Here is a 15,222-nt window from a genome sequence, read left to right on the forward strand (position 1 = left end):
GCGGCCGGACGGCACACCCCCGTCGCGCCGCCGCCCTGACCGGCGGTCAGATCCAGCCGTGCTCGCGCGCCACCCGGACCGCCGCGTGGCGGTTCTCCGCACCCAGCTTGGTGGCGGCGGAGGAGAGGTAGTTGCGTACCGTGCCGGGGGAGAGCGAGGCCCGTTCGGCGATCTCGGCGATCGAGGTGCCGTCGGCGGCCAGCTCCAGCACGTCGGTCTCCCGGGGCGTCAGCGGGCTCTCCCCGGCGCTGATCGCGTCGGCGGCCAGCTCGGGATCCACGTACCGGCCGCCGGCCCGGACGGTGCGGATGATCCCGGCCAGCTCCTCGGCCGAGACGGTCTTGGGCAGGAAGGCGCGCGCCCCGACCTCCAGCGCGCGCTTCAGGTAGCCGGGGCGGCCGTGACCGGTGACGATCATGGCGCGGCAGCCCGGCAGCCGCCGGCGCAGCTCGGCCGCCACCTCGATACCGTCCAGACCGGGCATCTGGAGGTCGAGCACGGCGACGTCAGGCCGGTGCGCCTCGGCCATCGCCAGCGCCTCGGGCCCGGAGGCGGCCTGGGCGACCACGGTGATGTCCTCCTCCAGCGCCAGCAGGGCGGCCATCGCGCCCCGGATCAGGTGCTCGTCGTCGGCGAGCAGGACGCAGATGCCCGGCGGCGGCGTTGCGTAGGCTGGGGCTCCGGTGGTGGGCCTGGTCATCCGGTGGTCTCCTCCAGGGCGGTGTCGGTACGGCCGTCGGCAAGGGGCAGGATCGCGGTGAGCCGGTGCCGCCCGGTGCCGGGCTTGCGGCAGGTGAGTTCGCCGCCGAGTGCGGTCAGCCGTTCGCGGAGTCCGGCCAGCCCGGTGCCGCTGCCCGTACTGGGCTTGGGGACCGTGGGCACACCGTCGTTCTCGATCTCCAGCACGGCCTGTCCACCGGTCAGTTCCAGCCGGATCGAGCAGTACCTGGCGTCGCTGTGCCGCAGCACGTTGGTGGTCGCCTCGCGGATCACCCAGCCGAGCACCGACTGGTCGGTGGGCGGCAGGGCGCCGGTGTCCGGGGCCAGCTCGGCGGTGCACTCGACCTGGGCGGAGCGCAACACCGAGCGCGCGCCAGCCAGTTCGACCCGGAGGTCCGCGGCCCGGTAGCCGCGCACCACCTCGCGGACCTCGCGCTGCGACTCCTGGGCGATCCGCTGCACCTCGGCCATCTGGTCGGCGGCCTCCGGGCGGCCCCGGCGGGCCAGTTGGACGGCGAGCTCGCTCTTCAGCGCGATGGTGGTCAGGTTGCGGCCCATCACATCGTGCAGGTCGCGCGAGAACCGCAGCCGCTCCTCGGCCACCGCCAGCTGCGCCTGGCTCTCCCGCGCGGCGTCCAGCTCCCAGACCACCTTGATGACCCAGGCCGAGATGCGCCAGGCGGCGGCCATGAAGGCGGTCCACAGGGCGGTGATGATCAACACCCCGATGGTGGCGGGGAGGGAGCACCCGGTGAAGTACCCCACCGGGCCGATCAGCGCCACGGCCGCCGCGCAGGTCAGGATGCCGGAGCGGAGCGGCAGTGCGACGAACACCGGAGCGAGGCTGTAGGTCACCAGGTAGGCGATCGCGGTGGCGGTGGCCGGGAGCCGGTCGTACGCGTGGGCCGGGGCGGCCAGCAGGAGCACCGGGACGGCGGCGGTCAGCAGCAGTCCGTTGGCGACCAGCCACCCGGTGGGCCTGCCGCGGCGGCCGACGTAGTGCTCCAGGGTGGCGCGCAGGGTGCAGATGGCCAGCACGGCGCCGGCTATGGAGGCCGTCATCGCGGCCGGAAGCAGGACCGGGGAGCGGGGGTGCAGGCTGGTGACGGAGTTCAGTGCGATCAGCGGCTGGATCAGCTCGGTCAGATACATCGACCAGCGGAAGTAGATCTCCGTGCGCTGCGGTTTCCCGGTGGCCCGCCAGCGTCGCACCGGTCTGCTCAGATCCACGTTCTTCTCGCCCCGTTCCCCCGAATCAATGATTGTGCTGTCTTCCTATCAGTCAAGGGCGTGGGCGAACTGAACTGGGGGGCGGGCGAAATGAACCGGCCTCAGCCGCGCGGCTCCCAGCGGAACCAGCGGCGGGCGGCCCAGACGGCGACGGCGATCCAGAGCACGGCCAGCCCGAGGTGCGGGAGGGCCTTGGCCCAGGTACCGAGGAAGTCGGTGGCGGCGGAGCTGCCGTCGGTGCCGAACCAGCCGATCCGCACCAGCTGGAAGGCCGGGGTGGTGGGCAGCGCGCGGCAGAAGGTGGCGAGCTGGTGCGGCAGGATCTCCAGGGGGATCATCATTCCGGAGCCGAGCTGTGCGAGCAGCATGATCGGCAGGGTGCTGATCCCGGCGCTCTCGACGGTCTTGGTGAAGGCGCTGGTGGCGGCTGCCAGAACGACCATCAGGGCTATGCCGAGCACCAGCCCGAGCACCAGCAGGACCGGGTTCACCGGCGCCGGCAGCTTCAGCACCACGGCCCCGCCGACGCCCAGGACGACGCACTCCACGAGCGCGAGGATCACCGAGGGTACGGCCGTCCCGCCGAGGATCTCCAGATCGGTCGCCTCGCCGGTGCGCATCCGCTTGAGCACCAGGGCGATGCGGCGGCCGACGTACGCGGCGGTCAGGTTGTAGTAGACGACGAACATCAGGATCATCCCCGCCACCGCGCTGATCAAGGTGGCGTGCTGGTCGAGATCCGGCTTGTGGGTGGCCATCTGCTTGAGCATGGAGTGCACCACGAGGACCATCGCCGCCGGCATCGCCAGGGCCATGTACAGCGCGGTGCGGTTGCGCAGCAGCAGGGTGGTCTCGGCGCGGCCGAGCGCGATCAGCCGGCCGAAGGACGAGGTCCGGGCCGGAGCGGCGGTGGCGGTCAGGGTGGTCATCGGGCAGATCCGATCAGAGCGGGGGTGTCGGTGTCGTTGTCGTTGTCGTTGTCGGCCTCCGCGGCGATCGCCAGGAAGGCCTCCTCGAGCGAGGCGCTGCGGGCGTCCAGCCCACCGAGCTCGATCTGGTGGTGTGCCGCCCAGCCGAGCAACTCGGTGAGGGTGGCCTGGAGTCGCGGGGTGCGCAGGGTGATCCGGCGGCCCTCGGCGCTGACCTCGGCGTCCAGCGGCGGCAGGCTGAGGTCCTGGTGGCGGCCGTGCCGCTCGGGCAGTTCGAAGGTGATCCTGGACGGGCGGTCGGCGATCACCTGGGCGACGGTGCCGCCGGTGACCACCCGGCCCCGGTGCATGATGGCGAGGCGGTCGGCGAGCTCCTGCGCCTCCTCCAGGTAGTGCGTGGTCAGCAGCACCGTGGTGCCCTGGGCCCGCAGCTCGCGGACCAGCCGCCAGACGGCGGCCCGGGCCTCCGGGTCCAGGCCGGTGGAGGGTTCGTCCAGGAAGAGCACCTCGGGACGGCCGAGCAGCGCCATGGCCAGGTCGAGCCGGCGCCGCTCGCCGCCGGAGAGCTGCTTGACCCGTACCCGGCGCCGGTCCAGCAGGCCGACCAGGTCGAGCGCCTCGTCCACCGGGCGGGCACCGCTGGTGAGCCCGGACCAGGTGCGGCCGGTCTCGGCGACGGTGAGCTCGGAGGGGAAGCCGCCTTCCTGCAGCATGATCCCGATCCGGGGCCGGACCAGCGCCCGCGCCCGGTACGGGTCGTGGCCGAGCACCTGGACCGTTCCCCCGGTCGGGGCGGCCAGGCCCTCGATCAGCTCCATGGTGGAGGTCTTTCCCGCGCCGTTGGTGCCGAGCAGGGCGAAGAGCTCACCCCGGCGGACGGTGAGGTCGATGCCGCGGACGGCGTCGAAACCGGCCGGTCCGGCGGGACCGTAGCGGCGCTGCAGGCCGCGGACCTCGATGGCGGGCTGCTGCTCGGAGGAGCTGCTGTTCTTCATGCCCTCAGCCTCCCGTCGGCCGGGCTGCGGGGGCAGTGCGTGCCGTCATCGAAGGCCGGTGCGGATCCACGGACCGGCGATGACAAATGTCATGAGTGGAGGAACGGTGGAGATGCGCGCGGCCGGCGGAGAACGCCTGGGAAAAGCCGGCCGGGGTGGAGACGACGGCCACGGACGGGGCGGCGGGAGACGGAGACGGCGAAGGCCCCCTCGCTTGAGGGGGCCTTCGCAACCGGAGCGGACGACGAGATTCGAACTCGCGACCCTCACCTTGGCAAGGTGATGCTCTACCAACTGAGCCACGTCCGCACGATCTTCAATTATGAGTACTGCGAGAGTACTACGAGCGGACGACGAGATTCGAACTCGCGACCCTCACCTTGGCAAGGTGATGCTCTACCAACTGAGCCACGTCCGCACGGTGCGTTTCGACGTTTCCGTCTGGTGCACCAGCCGCCTCTCCGGTTCCCCGTTGCGGCGACGAGGAATACTCTACCCCATCTTTCGGGGTGGTCGCCCCACCCTTCCCGCCGACGCGGTCGGGGCGGGGGCGACGGGTCTGCCGGGGCGGGTCAGTTCGCCTCGGCGAAAGCCTCGTAGACGTGCTTGGGGATGCGGCCGCGGGCGGGCAGCTCCATGCCGCGCGACTGGGCCCAGGCGCGGACCGCGGCCGGGTCGGGGGTGAGCGCGGTGCGACGGAAGGACTTGCCGGTACGGCTCTGGCGCCGCCCGGCGGCGACGAACGGAGCGAGGGCCTCCCGCAGCTTCTCCGCGTTGTCCACGGACAGGTCGATCTCGTACGACTTCCCGTCTACGCCGAAGTGGACGGTTTCCGCCGCGGCGCCGCCGTCCAGGTCGTCGGAGAGCGTGACAACTACACGCTGAGCCATGGGTGTCAATCCTCTCGGGCAATTCGGCCGTCGGGCGCGGGCTGCGCTCGCCGACCCCGTGCACCGGCTGGGAATGATGAGCAGGCGGACGGCATCGGCCCATGCCGATACGCCCGACTCTCCGTTGCCGGTCGCCCTATTCTGCACCCGAAGCGGGTGGAAATCGAAGGCCTCCATGCTTTCTTTTTCCGAATTTTCATCGGTCTTCACGCTTGGCGGATAGTCCCGATACGGGTGGTCGATCTGTCCGGAGTGCCGGTATTCGGACGTTCCCGTGGATGCTCCACAAGGGGGATTTAAGCCGCTGAAAGCGGGCACTCCAAGAGGTGGCTGAGCGCCCTGGAACCCTTGGTACGTAAGGGGCGTTGGTCTACGCGCGTTGCCCTGACCGGCAGGCAAACTCGGCCGAAAGCCCCGGTAGTCTGAAGGTCCCCCGCCTTCACGCACCACACCACCGGGAGTGCAAGTGGCACGCGTCGTAGTCGACGTCATGCTCAAGCCGGAGATCCTCGACCCCCAGGGACAGGCGGTGCAGCGTGCACTGCCCCGTCTGGGATTCGACGGGATCGCCGATGTCCGTCAGGGCAAGCGTTTCGAACTGGAGCTGGAAGGGCCGGTGGACGACGCCGCGCTCGCCCGCATCCGCGAAGCCGCCGAGACCTTCCTCGCCAACACCGTGATCGAGGACTTCACCGTCCGCATCGAGGAGGAGGCGAAGTGACGACCCGCGTAGGCGTAGTCACTTTCCCCGGCTCTCTCGACGACCGCGACGCCCAGCGCGCGGTCCGCCTGGCCGGCGCCGAGCCGGTTGCCCTCTGGCACCGTGACAAGGATCTCCACCAGGTCGACGCGGTCGTCCTGCCGGGCGGATTCAGTTACGGCGACTATCTCCGGGCCGGTGCCATCTCCCGCTTCTCGCCCGTGATGCAGACCATCATCGAGCAGGCGAAGCTGGGAATGCCGGTCCTCGGCATCTGCAACGGCTTCCAGGTGCTCACCGAGTCGCACTTGCTGCCCGGTGCGATGCTCCGCAACAACCACCTGCACTTCATCTGCCGTGAGCAGAAGCTGCGCGTGGAGAATGCGGGTACCGCGTGGACGTCTGATTACCAGGCGGGACAGGAGATTTACATCCCGCTGAAGAACATGGACGGCCGCTACACCGCCGACGCCCGCACCATCGACGAGCTCGAGGCCGAGGGCCGGGTCGTTTTCCGCTACCTGGCCAGTGGCCCGGGCGAGGTGGGTAACCCGAACGGTTCGCTCAATGACATTGCCGGCATCTGCAACGCCGCCGGCAACGTCGTCGGTCTGATGCCGCACCCGGAGCACGCCGTCGAACCGCTGGTCGGCACCGGCGGAACCGATGGTCTGGGCTTCTTCACTTCCGTTCTGAAGCAGCTGGTGAACACCTGATGTCCCTCGACACCGTCAAGAACGCCGAGCAGACCCCGGACGCCGCCCAGCCCTGGGCCGAGCTCGGTCTGAAGGAAGACGAGTACGCCCGGATCCGGGAGATCCTCGGCCGCCGCCCCACCGGCGCCGAGCTGGCGATGTACTCCGTCATGTGGTCGGAGCACTGCTCGTACAAGAGCTCCAAGGTGCACCTGAAGCAGTTCGGCGAGAAGAAGCCGGACAGCGACGCGATGCTGGTCGGTATCGGCGAGAACGCCGGCGTTGTGGACGTCGGCCAGGGTTACGCGGTCACCTTCAAGGTCGAGTCGCACAACCACCCGTCGTACATCGAGCCCTACCAGGGCGCGGCCACGGGTATCGGCGGCATCGTCCGCGACATCCTGGCGATGGGCGCCCGGCCGGTCGCCGTGATGGACCCGCTGCGCTTCGGCGCGGCCGACCACCCGGACACCCGGCGCGTGCTGCCCGGGATCGTCTCGGGCATCGGCGGATACGGCAACTGCCTGGGCCTGCCAAACATCGGCGGCGAGGTCGTCTTCGATTCCTGCTACCAGGGAAACCCGCTGGTCAACGCGCTCTGCGTGGGCGTGATGAAGCACGAGGACATCCACCTCGCGCAGGCCTCCGGCGCCGGCAACAAGGTCATCCTGTACGGCGCCCGGACGGGCGGCGACGGCATCGGCGGTGTCTCGGTGCTGGCCTCGGAGACCTTCGACGCGACCGGCCCGGCCAAGCGCCCCGCCGTCCAGGTCGGCGACCCGTTCCAGGAGAAGCTGCTCATCGAGTGCACCCTGGAGATCTTCGCCGAGAAGCTGGTCAAGGGCATCCAGGACCTCGGCGGCGCCGGGCTGTCCTGCGCCACCAGCGAGCTGGCCTCGGCCGGCTCGGGCGGTATGCGGATCGAGCTGGACACCGTGCCGCTGCGCGACCACACGCTCTCGCCGGAGGAGATCCTCATGAGCGAGTCGCAGGAGCGCATGTGCGCGATCGTCGAGCCCGACAAGGTCGACCGCTTCCTGGAGATCTGCGAGAAGTGGGACGTCATCGCCACCGTGATCGGTGAGGTGACCGACGGCGAGCGCCTGGAGATCTTCTGGCACGGTGAGCTGGTGGTGGACGTACCGCCGCGCACCGTTGCCCACGAGGGTCCGACCTACCACCGCCCGTACGCCCGCCCGAGCTGGCAGGACGCGCTTCAGGCCGACGCGCCGACGGGGTCCCGGCTCGCCCGGCCCGCCGATGGCGAGGCGCTGAAGGCGGACCTGCTGAAGGTCGTCGGTTCGCCGAACCAGGCCTCCAAGGCGTGGATCACCGACCAGTACGACCGCTTCGTGCTCGGCAACACGGTGCTCGCCTCGCCCGAGGACTCCGGCATGATCCGGATCGACGAGGAGACCGACCTCGGTGTCTCCCTCGCCACCGACGGCAACGGCCGCTACACCAAGCTGGACCCGTACACCGGTGCCCAGCTGGCTCTGGCCGAGGCGTACCGCAACGTCGCGGCCGGCGGCGCCAAGCCGCTCGCCGTCTCCGACTGCCTCAACTTCGGCTCCCCCGAGGACCCGGACGTGATGTGGCAGTTCGCCGAGGCCACCCGCGGCCTGGCCGACGCCTGCCAGGTGCTCGGCACCCCGGTCACGGGCGGCAACGTCTCGCTCTACAACCAGACCGGCGAGGTCGCCATCCACCCGACCCCCGTGGTCGCGGTGCTCGGCGTCATCGACGACGTCAACCGGCGCACCCCGATCGGCTTCGGCGAGTCCGGCCAGCTGCTCTACCTGCTCGGTGACACCGCCGACGAACTGGGCGGCTCCGCCTGGTCGCAGGTCATCCACGACCACCTCGGCGGCCTGCCGCCCAAGGTGGACCTGGAGCGCGAGCGGCTGCTCGGCGAGATCCTGATCGCCGCCTCGCGCGACGGCATGATCGACGCCGCGCACGACCTCTCGGACGGCGGTCTGGGCATGGCGCTGGTGGAGAGCTGCCTCAAGGGCGGCAACGGTGCCCGGGTCGTGGTGCCGGAGGGCATGGACCCGTTCGTGTTCCTGTTCTCCGAGTCGGCTGGGCGCGCGGTGGTCGCGGTGCCGCGCAGCGAGGAGGTCCGGTTCAACGACATGTGCGGTGCGCGCGGTCTCCCGGCCACCCGCATCGGTGTCGTGGACGGCGAAACCCTCGACGTCCAGGGCCAGTTCAGCGTCTCGCTGACCGAGCTCAAGGACGCGCACACCGGCGTCATCGAGGCGCTGCTCGCCTAGTCCGTTCGCACGCGGCCCCGTCCGGGGCGGCGCGACAGTGGTCAGGGGCGCGGGGAACCGCGCCCCTGACCACTGTCGCGGCCGGTACTCAACCCCGCCGTGCGCCCGCTCGGCCGGGCCGCTGTTCCGTACACCGGCGCTTCGTTAGCCTGCCGGGTATGACCAAGCCCCGTGTGTACGACCCCGTCAAGGTCCGCGCCGCCCTCGCCGGGCAGGCCGAGGTGCTGCGCGGCGCGGTCCGCGAGCTCTGCGCCCGTCCCGATGCCGAGGAGATGCTCAACCGGCCTACCAGGCTGGGGGACTGGAAGGTCCGGCAGTTGGTCGCGCACCTCGGCCAGGCGCTGGAGATGCTGCCCGGGCGGCTCGACGGCCCGGTGCCGGGGGGCGATCCGCTGCCCCTGGTCGAGTGGGTGGGCCTGACGCGGACCGCGGCCGCGGCGGTCGAGGAGATGGTCGAGGAGCACGCGCGGAAGGCCTTCGGGGGCACTCCCGAGGAGGTGGCCCGGGAGTTCGACCGGGCCGCCGACGCACTGCTGAGCGCCCTGGACCGCCCCGAAGTCGCCGAGCCCGGACGGAAGTTCGCGAGCCGCTTCGGCCCGATACTGATGACCGACGTACTGGTCACCCGCCTGGTCGAGGCCGTGGTGCACGCGGACGACCTCGCGGACGCGCTCGGCCTGGCCGGCTTCCCGCACGTCAAGCAAGCGGTGGCCGCCGTCACCCGGCTGCTGGCCGACGCGTTCGCCGCGCAGGTCCCCGGAGGATCAGTGGAGTTGAGGATCCCCCCGTACGCCGTGGTGCAGGCCGTACCCGGGCCGAGGCACACCCGGGGCACCCCGCCGAACGTCGTCGAGACCGACCCGCTCAGCTGGATCCGCCTCGCCACCGGACGCACCGACTGGGCCGCCGCGGTCGAGTCCACCGCGGTCTCGGCCAGCGGGGAGCGCAGCGACCTCTCCGGGTACCTGCCCGTCATGGGCTGACGGACGCCTGCGCCGAGCCGTCGCGGAGGGCCAAGTAAGCTCACCAACCGGCCGGAGAGGCAAGGACGATGGGGGAGTGGGCATGACCGGGCAGGGCCACGCGATACCGCCGCTGCGGGCCGGACGACGCCCGGCCGGGGCCGCGCTGCTGGGCTGGCTGGACGACGACCGCGCCCCCCGGCTCTGCCGGATCGCCGGAGCACCCGGCTCGGGCAAGACCCACCTGCTGGAGTGGCTGGTCCAGGCCTGCGGCGGTGAAGGGGCCCCGGAGCGGCGGCGGCTGCACGCCGTGGTCCCGGCCGACGGCACGAGCGTACGGGGCGTGGTCTGGGCGCTCGGCCGCCGACTCGGCGTGGTCGCCCGCACTCCCGGCGACCTGCTCAGCGCGCTGGCCGAGAGCGACGGTCGGACGGTCGTCTGCCTGCCCGGCCTCAACCGGGCCGCCGACCCCGCCCGGCTGGTCGCCGAACTCCTCGACCCGCTGCTGCGCCTGCCCCGGGTCCGGCTGATCGTGGAGGCCCCGGAGGGCAGCCCCGGGGCGCTCGGCCTCACCGCCGTCGAGCAGCCCGCCGTCCTCGACCTCGATCTGCCGCAGTGGACCGACCAGGCCCGCTACCAGCACTGGTGCGCGGGCCTGAACGCCGACTCCGCCGGCTACCCGAGCCCGGGTGCCGCGCTCGGCCACACCCGGCCCGAAGCCCCCGTCACCGTGGCCCAACTGGCCGCCCGGGTGCCGCGCCGCGGTGACGGCGGCCTCGACCCGACCACCGCCGACGAGCGGGTGCTCTCCGAACTCTGGACGGCGACCACCCGCGAGGGCGGCACCGTCGGGCTGCTGGCCGATCCGGCCATGCTCACCTGTGCGGGGCCGGTCGCGGTGACCGCCGCCCTGGAGGACATCGGCGGCCCGATCCCGGCCGCCTGGGACGCGGCCGGGCCGGCGCTGATCGCCGAACCCGACCCCGGCGTACGGGCCACCCTGCTGCGCACCCGGCTGATCGGCTTGGACGACCGGGCCGCCGAGCGGCTCGCCACCGTGCCCGCGCCCTGGCGCGGGGCCTGGGCGCTCTGGCCCAACTCCTCGATCGGTTGGCCCGGTCCGGTGGCCTCGCTGGCTCTCGGCGCGGGCGCCTACGCGGGCCAGCTGCTGCTCGCCGACCCGGGGGGCACCATCCGCACCGTCCAGGCGGAGACCGGTGTCCCGCTGGCCCGGGTGGCCACGCCGGGTCCCGAGCCGTTGCGGGCGCTCGCCGTCACCGCCGACGGCGAGGTGCTGCTGCTGGACGCCTCGGGCGGCCTGGAGGCGGTACCGGCTCCCGGGGGTACTGCCGAACAGCCCTCGGCGACGGCGGGTCCGCTGGACGCGCTGCGCGGTGCGGCCGAGGGCGGCCTGAGCGCGCTGGCCACCGTCCCCGGTTTGCCCGGCTCGGCGCCGGCGGTGGCCGACGAGTCCGGTTCGGTGCACTGGTACCAGGACGGCACGGTACTCACCGAGCGGCTGCACACCGGCCCGGTGACGGCCCTCGCGGGTGCCGTCGTGGACGGGCGCCCGGTGCTGGTCTGCGGTGGCTTCGACGGGACCGTCCGGGCCTGGTGGCCCGGAACGGCGCCGCAGGCCGAGCCGTCGGCCCGTCGTCAGGGGCCGGTCAACGCGGTCGCCGCGGCCGGGACCCCGGCCGGCCTGGTGCTCGCCGCCGCCTGGGCCGACGGCCTGGTCCGGATCAGCGCGCCGCACCGTTCCGAGCCGCTGGACCTGCGCCTTGGCTCCCAGGTCTGGGCCCTCACCCTGGCCGACGGCCGACTGGTCCTCGGCACCTCGGACGGCATCGCCGCGATCGAGTACTGACCCGAAGCGCGGGGGACCGCGTGGGCTGCCGGGGCCGCTCGCGCGGCCCGGTGGGACGGGGCCCCGCGGTTACGGCACGCTCGGACCGCTGATGTAGGTGCCGTCGGCGGTGTACGGCCAGGCGTTGGGCAGGCAGCCGTTGAGGCCGTAGATCTGCTGCATCATCGCCGGGGCGAGCTTGCCCTTGCCGGGGCAGCCTTCGTGGCCGTGGCCGATCCGGTGGCCGACCTCGTGATTGATGATCAGGGCGCGGTAGTCGTCGATCGATCCGGTGAACTGCGGCGAACCGGTGTTCCAGCGCTTGAGGTTGACCACGACCTGCGGGCCGACGTCGCAGTTCACCTCGCCGCCGGTGTTCAGTCCACCGGTCGCGCAGATCGCGTCGACGGTGGCCGGTGAGGCGATCTTGATGGTGAAGTCGTACTTGCCGTCGGACACCAGCTGGAAGCCGTCCTTGCCGTTGGTGGTCCAACTCCGCTTGTCGGAAAGGATGTTGTGGATCTGCTTGGCGGCGGCCTGGGCGTCGATCCCGATGCCGTCCTCGACCTCGACCTTGTAGCGGCGGATGTTGCCCTGCCCGGCGGCGGCGCCGTCGGCGACGGCCGTGGTGAAGGTGCCCTTGCCCTTGGCCGGTCCGGGGTCGGCCGAACTGCTCGCCGGGGGCGGGGCCGAGGGCGAGGACGGCGACGAGGAGGACGAGGACGTGGCGCCGGGTGAACTCGGCGTCTCCACGCGGCCGCTGGGGCTGTCCGAACCGCCGGCGGCGGGCGACTCGCTCATCGACGGGACCGCCCGGGCCTGGGCGGTCGGACCGGCGGTCGGCCTGTCGCTGCCGCCGCCGGGTACCACCAGTGCGGCGGCCGCGGCGAGGCCTCCGCCCAGCAGTGCGAGCTGAATGGCCAGTCTGCGTCGCTTGGCCTGTCGGCGGCGTCTGGCCTGCCGGCGGTTCGGGGCGGCCTGGGAACGGCCCTTCGTGGTTGCTCGCACGCGTACGCTCTCTGGTCGCCCGACAGGGTGATGCACCGTCAACTAGTTGACGGTGTCGACCACCCTTGCACGCCGCGCGGCGGGCTGTCCACATACTCTCAATTCGACCGGAGCGCAAGACCCCCGATGCCACGGATGGTGCCCGAACGCCTCCGGACCGTGTGCGGGGGCGCGGATGGCAGACTTCACTGCATGACCAACTACAAGAACCTGCTCGGCGGACCGGAACCGACCCTGCTGCCCGAGGACGAGCAGCCGTACCGGATGCTCGGCGAGGAGTCGGCGTCCCCGACCCAGGTCGCGGCGGCGTTCCCGACCTTCTCGCTGGCCTGGGCGATGCTCGCCGACGACGCCTTCGACGCCGGTCGCGTGGTGGAGTCGTACGCCTACGCGCGCACCGGTTACCACCGGGGCCTGGACGCGCTGCGCCGCAACGGCTGGAAGGGCCACGGCCCGGTGCCGTGGGAGCACCGGGGCAACCGGGGATTCCTGCGCTGCCTCGCCGGCCTGGCCCGCGCGGCGGACGCGATCAAGGAGACCGAGGAGGCCGAGCGCTGCTGGCAGTTCCTGCGCGACAGCAGCGCGGAGGCTTACGCCGAGCTCAAGCAGTAGCCGCCCGCCGCTCATGCCGAAGGGGTGCCCTCCGCCGTCGCGGAGGGCACCCCCTGGTGCTCTCGGGGCCTTGCCCGGTGGGCCGGGGCCTTGCCCGGTGGGCCGGGGCCTTGCCCGGTGGGCAGGGACCTTGCCTGGTGGGCCGGGACCCACCCGATTCGGCCGGGCCTTTACTTGATGCGGTTGCCGGCCGAGCGCAGCTGCTGGGCGGCCTCGAGCACGCGGGCGGCCATGCCCGCCTCGGCCAGCTTGCCCCAGGTGCGCGGGTCGTAGGTGCTCTTCTTGCCGACCTCGCCGTCGACCTTCAGCACACCGTCGTAGTTCTTGAACATGTGGTCCGCGACCGGGCGGGTGAACGCGTACTGGGTGTCGGTGTCGAGGTTCATCTTCACGACGCCGTTCTCCAGCGCGGTGGCGATCTCCTGCGGGGTGGAGCCGGAGCCGCCGTGGAAGACGAAGTCGAACGGGTCGGTCTTGCCGTACTGCTTGCCGATCGCGTCCTGCAGCTCGCGCAGCAGCTCCGGCTTCAGCACCACGTTGCCCGGCTTGTAGACACCGTGGACGTTGCCGAAGGAAGCGGCCAGCAGGTAGCGGCCCTTCTCGCCCAGGCCCAGGGCCTCGGCGGTGCGGACGGCGTCGTTGACGGTGGTGTACAGCTCGTCGTTGATCTCGTGCGAGACGCCGTCCTCCTCGCCACCGGTCGGGGTGATCTCGACCTCAAGGATGATCTTGGCGGCGGCGGCCTGGGCGAGCAGCTCCTGGGCGATGCTCAGGTTGTCGCTCAGGGTCTCGGCGGAGCCGTCCCACATGTGCGACTGGAAGAGCGGGTTCTGGCCCTTGGCCACGCGCTCGGCGGAGATCGCCAGCAGCGGGCGGACGTAGCCGTCCAGCTTGTCCTTCGGGCAGTGGTCGGTGTGCAGCGCGACGGTGATGTCGTACTTGGCGGCCACGATGTGGGCGAACTCGGCGAGCGCGACGGCGCCGGTCACCATGTCCTTCTTGTGCTGGCCGCCGAGGAACTCCGCGCCACCGGTGGAGATCTGGATGATGCCGTCGCTCTCGGCCTCGGCGAAACCGCGCAGGGCGGCGTGCAGCGTCTGCGACGAGGTGACGTTGATGGCCGGGTAGGCGAACTTGCCCGCCTTGGCCCGGTCGAGCATCTCGTTGTAGACCTCGGGAGTTGCGATGGGCATGCGAATCCGCTCCTGTCGGTGTGGGGCGCTCGGACGACTCTGTCCGAGACGCGGTACGCCTGGGTCGAAATGAGGCAGTTGCTGGCCGGCGCGACGCTGCGCTGCGGCTCCGGCACCCGGTTCGACGGTGCCGACCGCGGTACGAGGGACGAGGGTGGTTCCATGACCGCGAGGCGGACACCCGTGCCATCTTCCCAGACTCGTCCCCCGGGGTCACCCAGCGGCCCACCACCTGGGACGGAGCCCTTCGAAGCGGGCCGCGAAGGCGCTGCCGGGGCCCCGCCGTACCGGTGTCTTCAGCTCTTCGCCAGCCCGGAACGCTATCCTGCGCGCGTGGACACCATGAACCAGCTAGCCGTCAACGTGCTCGACGCAAAGTCGCTGATCTCGTCGCTGGGTGCCATCGGGCTGCTCGCGATCATCTTCGCCGAGACGGGCCTGCTGGTCGGGTTTTTCTTCCCCGGCGACTCCCTGCTGATCCTGGCCGGAGTGGCCGCCTCCAGCGCCGCCTCCACGGTGCTGGGCGAGGGCGCCAGGCTCCCGGCCGCGGTGCTCTTCCTCGGCGCGCCGATCTGCGCCGTCGCCGGAGCGCAGCTCGGCCATCTGATCGGCGCCAAGGTCGGACCACGGCTGTTCGACAAGCCCGAGTCGAAGATCTTCCGCCGGGAGTACGTGGTCAAGGCGGAGGAGTACTTCGACAAGTTCGGCCCGGCGAAGGCCGTGGTGATGGCCCGCTTCATCCCGATCGTGCGGACCTTCCTCAACCCGGTCGCGGGCACGCTGGAGATGCCGGCCAAGACCTTCTTCGCCTGGAACGTGGTCGGCGGTGTGCTGTGGACCGAGTCCATGCTGGCGATCGGCTACTTCTTCGGTGACGCGATGGCGCCGGTGATCGACAAGTACCTGATCCCGGCGATGGCGCTGATCGTCCTGATCTCGGTCTCGCCGATCATCGTCGAGGTGCTGCGGGAGCGCAAGAAGAAGAAGGCCGGCCTGGCCACCGAGGGCAGCGAGCCGGTCACCGGGGGCGGCCGCCACCGCAAGGTCTGAACGGGGCGGCCCGGACGACGGCGACGGCCGGTGTTTCACCGCAGCGGGGTCCGGGGCTGGCTCATAGCTTCCGCGGCTCTGCTGCTGGTGGGAGCCGTCGCCACCTTGCCTCTGAC

The 15,222-nt window shown here is 71.5% G+C and carries 14 protein-coding genes and 2 tRNA genes; 7 read left to right on the plus strand and 9 right to left on the minus strand.

Annotated elements, in window-relative coordinates; translation table 11 throughout:
• Window positions 1–46: 46 nt before the first annotated feature.
• The 7 genes from ACWDAK_RS30765 to ACWDAK_RS30795 form a co-directional block, all read right to left on the minus strand.
• A complete protein-coding gene (locus ACWDAK_RS30765; RefSeq protein ID WP_344639184.1) occupies window positions 47–700 on the minus strand; it encodes a response regulator transcription factor in 654 nt (217 codons plus the stop codon).
• The gene (locus ACWDAK_RS30770) at window positions 697–1,950 is read right to left on the minus strand and encodes a sensor histidine kinase (RefSeq protein WP_427395419.1); all 1,254 of its coding nucleotides are present in this window, start codon (window positions 1,948–1,950) and stop codon (window positions 697–699) included. The genes ACWDAK_RS30765 and ACWDAK_RS30770 overlap by 4 nt, the downstream gene beginning before the upstream one ends.
• A gap of 101 nt (window positions 1,951–2,051) precedes the next feature.
• Window positions 2,052–2,879, minus strand: a complete 828-nt coding sequence (locus ACWDAK_RS30775; RefSeq protein ID WP_344639186.1) for an ABC transporter permease — start codon at window positions 2,877–2,879, stop codon at window positions 2,052–2,054.
• Window positions 2,876–3,874 (minus strand): ABC transporter ATP-binding protein, encoded by a 999-nt coding sequence (locus ACWDAK_RS30780; protein ID WP_427395420.1) that lies wholly within the window; start codon window positions 3,872–3,874, stop codon window positions 2,876–2,878. Before ACWDAK_RS30780 ends, ACWDAK_RS30775 begins: the two co-directional genes overlap by 4 nt.
• A 236-nt stretch (window positions 3,875–4,110) precedes the next feature.
• A tRNA-Gly gene (locus ACWDAK_RS30785) sits at window positions 4,111–4,183 on the minus strand.
• A gap of 36 nt (window positions 4,184–4,219) precedes the next feature.
• Window positions 4,220–4,292: transfer RNA gene (locus ACWDAK_RS30790), tRNA-Gly, on the minus strand.
• A 154-nt stretch (window positions 4,293–4,446) separates the two neighbouring features.
• The gene (locus ACWDAK_RS30795; protein ID WP_030304494.1) at window positions 4,447–4,764 is read right to left on the minus strand and encodes a histone-like nucleoid-structuring protein Lsr2; all 318 of its coding nucleotides are present in this window, start codon (window positions 4,762–4,764) and stop codon (window positions 4,447–4,449) included.
• Between the two features lie 466 nt (window positions 4,765–5,230).
• Here ACWDAK_RS30795 and purS point away from each other — a divergent pair, with 466 nt between their 5' ends.
• From purS to ACWDAK_RS30820, 5 genes are all read left to right on the plus strand, one after another.
• Window positions 5,231–5,485: a phosphoribosylformylglycinamidine synthase subunit PurS gene (purS, locus tag ACWDAK_RS30800; RefSeq protein WP_344639188.1), complete on the plus strand. Its 255-nt coding sequence runs from the start codon at window positions 5,231–5,233 to the stop codon at window positions 5,483–5,485.
• Complete coding sequence (gene purQ / locus ACWDAK_RS30805) at window positions 5,482–6,180, plus strand: phosphoribosylformylglycinamidine synthase subunit PurQ (RefSeq protein WP_344639189.1); 699 nt, start codon at window positions 5,482–5,484, stop codon at window positions 6,178–6,180. The genes purS and purQ overlap by 4 nt, the downstream gene beginning before the upstream one ends.
• Entirely contained in the window at window positions 6,180–8,435 is a 2,256-nt protein-coding gene (gene purL / locus ACWDAK_RS30810; RefSeq protein WP_344639190.1) for a phosphoribosylformylglycinamidine synthase subunit PurL, read from the plus strand. Before purQ ends, purL begins: the two co-directional genes overlap by 1 nt.
• Window positions 8,436–8,593: 158 nt before the next feature.
• Window positions 8,594–9,418 (plus strand): maleylpyruvate isomerase family mycothiol-dependent enzyme, encoded by an 825-nt coding sequence (locus ACWDAK_RS30815; RefSeq protein WP_344639191.1) that lies wholly within the window; start codon window positions 8,594–8,596, stop codon window positions 9,416–9,418.
• Between the two features lie 82 nt (window positions 9,419–9,500).
• Complete coding sequence (locus ACWDAK_RS30820) at window positions 9,501–11,264, plus strand: hypothetical protein (protein ID WP_427395421.1); 1,764 nt, start codon at window positions 9,501–9,503, stop codon at window positions 11,262–11,264.
• 69 nt (window positions 11,265–11,333) lie between these two features.
• Here ACWDAK_RS30820 and ACWDAK_RS30825 read toward each other — a convergent pair whose 3' ends face one another.
• Window positions 11,334–12,251, minus strand: coding sequence for a DUF3152 domain-containing protein (locus ACWDAK_RS30825; RefSeq protein WP_344639193.1), 918 nt, complete (start codon window positions 12,249–12,251; stop codon window positions 11,334–11,336).
• A gap of 192 nt (window positions 12,252–12,443) precedes the next feature.
• On the opposite strand from ACWDAK_RS30825, the gene ACWDAK_RS30830 reads away from it, so the two are divergent.
• Window positions 12,444–12,863: a DUF3151 domain-containing protein gene (locus ACWDAK_RS30830; RefSeq protein ID WP_344639194.1), complete on the plus strand. Its 420-nt coding sequence runs from the start codon at window positions 12,444–12,446 to the stop codon at window positions 12,861–12,863.
• A gap of 170 nt (window positions 12,864–13,033) precedes the next feature.
• Here the strand turns inward: ACWDAK_RS30830 and fbaA are convergent, their stop codons facing one another.
• A complete protein-coding gene (gene fbaA / locus ACWDAK_RS30835; RefSeq protein WP_344639195.1) occupies window positions 13,034–14,056 on the minus strand; it encodes a class II fructose-bisphosphate aldolase in 1,023 nt (340 codons plus the stop codon).
• A 342-nt stretch (window positions 14,057–14,398) separates the two neighbouring features.
• Between fbaA and ACWDAK_RS30840 the strand changes: the two genes are divergently transcribed.
• Entirely contained in the window at window positions 14,399–15,106 is a 708-nt protein-coding gene (locus ACWDAK_RS30840) for a DedA family protein (RefSeq protein WP_344639250.1), read from the plus strand.
• The last annotated feature ends 116 nt before the right edge of the window (window positions 15,107–15,222 follow it).

Source organism: Kitasatospora sp. NPDC001175 (genome assembly GCF_053598215.1).

Coding starts and splice junctions, on each gene's coding strand:
- ACWDAK_RS30765 (WP_344639184.1), bottom strand. CDS start 700: ATGACCAGGCCCACCACCGGAGCCCCAGCCTACGCAACGCCGCCGCCG.
- ACWDAK_RS30775 (WP_344639186.1), bottom strand. CDS start 2,879: ATGACCACCCTGACCGCCACCGCCGCTCCGGCCCGGACCTCGTCCTTC.
- ACWDAK_RS30780 (WP_427395420.1), bottom strand. CDS start 3,874: ATGAAGAACAGCAGCTCCTCCGAGCAGCAGCCCGCCATCGAGGTCCGC.
- ACWDAK_RS30795 (WP_030304494.1), bottom strand. CDS start 4,764: ATGGCTCAGCGTGTAGTTGTCACGCTCTCCGACGACCTGGACGGCGGC.
- purL (WP_344639190.1), top strand. CDS start 6,180: ATGTCCCTCGACACCGTCAAGAACGCCGAGCAGACCCCGGACGCCGCC.
- ACWDAK_RS30815 (WP_344639191.1), top strand. CDS start 8,594: ATGACCAAGCCCCGTGTGTACGACCCCGTCAAGGTCCGCGCCGCCCTC.
- ACWDAK_RS30820 (WP_427395421.1), top strand. CDS start 9,501: ATGACCGGGCAGGGCCACGCGATACCGCCGCTGCGGGCCGGACGACGC.
- ACWDAK_RS30830 (WP_344639194.1), top strand. CDS start 12,444: ATGACCAACTACAAGAACCTGCTCGGCGGACCGGAACCGACCCTGCTG.
- fbaA (WP_344639195.1), bottom strand. CDS start 14,056: ATGCCCATCGCAACTCCCGAGGTCTACAACGAGATGCTCGACCGGGCC.
- ACWDAK_RS30840 (WP_344639250.1), top strand. CDS start 14,399: ATGAACCAGCTAGCCGTCAACGTGCTCGACGCAAAGTCGCTGATCTCG.